We start from the raw sequence: 1,062 nt of genomic DNA on the forward strand, positions 1-1,062 counted from the left end.
TGACCTGCTACCCGAGATTAGTACGGACTTGATGTAGAGTCTGCCTCTTGGGAGGCAGTATGAAGAAGCGATTCACCGAAGAACAAATCATTGGCATCCTGAAGGAAGCCGAGGCCGGTGCGAAGGTGGCAGAACTATGCCGCAAGCACAGCATTTCCGACGCGACGTATTACAACTGGAAGGCGAAATTCGGCGGCATGACGGTGTCGGACGCCCAGCGCCTGAAGGCCTTGGAAGCGGAGAATGCCCGGCTCAAGCGGTTGCTTGCCGAGTCGATGCTGGACAACGCCGCCCTGAAGGATATCGTTGGCCGAAAGTGGTAGGCCCACAGGCCAAGCGTGCTGCGGTTTCCCATTTGATGGCAGCTCATGAAATGGGTGTCACGCGCGCTTGTGGGCTGATTGGCATCTCCCGCTCCCTGTATCGGTACGAAACAAAGCGTCCGGCAGACACAGAACTGAAGGAGCGGCTTTGCGAACTGGCGGCGCAGAAACGCCGGTATGGCTATCGCCGCCTGCATGTCCTGCTATGTCGGGATGGCTGGGAAATCAACGCCAAGCGCACCTACCGGGTGTATCGGGAAGCCGGTCTGATGGTAAGGAAGCGAAAGCGCAAACGTATTGCCGGCGTCGAGCGCCAGGTGAAGGTGCCCGCGCTAAAGCCCAACGAGAGCTGGTCCATGGACTTTGTGTCGGATGGGCTGGTGGACGGCAGGCGACTGCGGTGCCTGAACATTGTCGATGACTTCACCAAGCAATGCCTGGCCATTGAAGTGGATACATCACTACCCGGCAGGCGGGTAGTGGCAGTGATGGAAAGGTTAGCCGAAAGCCGGGGATTGCCGAGGTCGGTCACTATCGATAATGGCCCTGAGTTTGCCGGCAAGGCGCTGGACGAGTGGGCTTACAGCCGAGGATTGCATTTGCGCTTCATCCAGCCTGGCAAGCCGCAGCAGAACGCCTACATTGAGAGCTTCAATGGCAAGTTCCGGGATGAATGCCTGAACGAGCACTGGTTTGTCTCGATGCGCCATGCCCGGCAGGTGATTGAAGAGTGGCGTTG

The 1,062-nt window shown here is 58.1% G+C and carries 2 protein-coding genes; both read left to right on the forward strand.

From position 1 onward, the window contains the following. Positions 1 to 59: 59 nt before the first annotated feature. A complete protein-coding gene (locus EDC30_RS19370) occupies positions 60 to 323 on the forward strand; it encodes a transposase (protein ID WP_132260591.1) in 264 nt (87 codons plus the stop codon). Between the two features lie 35 nt (positions 324 to 358). Continuing rightward, positions 359 to 1,062 (forward strand): IS3 family transposase (locus EDC30_RS19375; protein ID WP_132260593.1); only part of this gene is annotated, 704 nt, incomplete at its 3' end.

It is taken from the genome of Paucimonas lemoignei, from assembly GCF_004342585.1.
GTDB lineage: Bacteria > Pseudomonadota > Gammaproteobacteria > Burkholderiales > Burkholderiaceae_D > Paucimonas > Paucimonas lemoignei.

Bases quoted from the DNA above. Each gene is read 5' to 3' on its own strand.
- EDC30_RS19370 (WP_132260591.1), top strand. From the start codon at position 60: ATGAAGAAGCGATTCACCGAAGAACAAATCATTGGCATCCTGAAGGAA.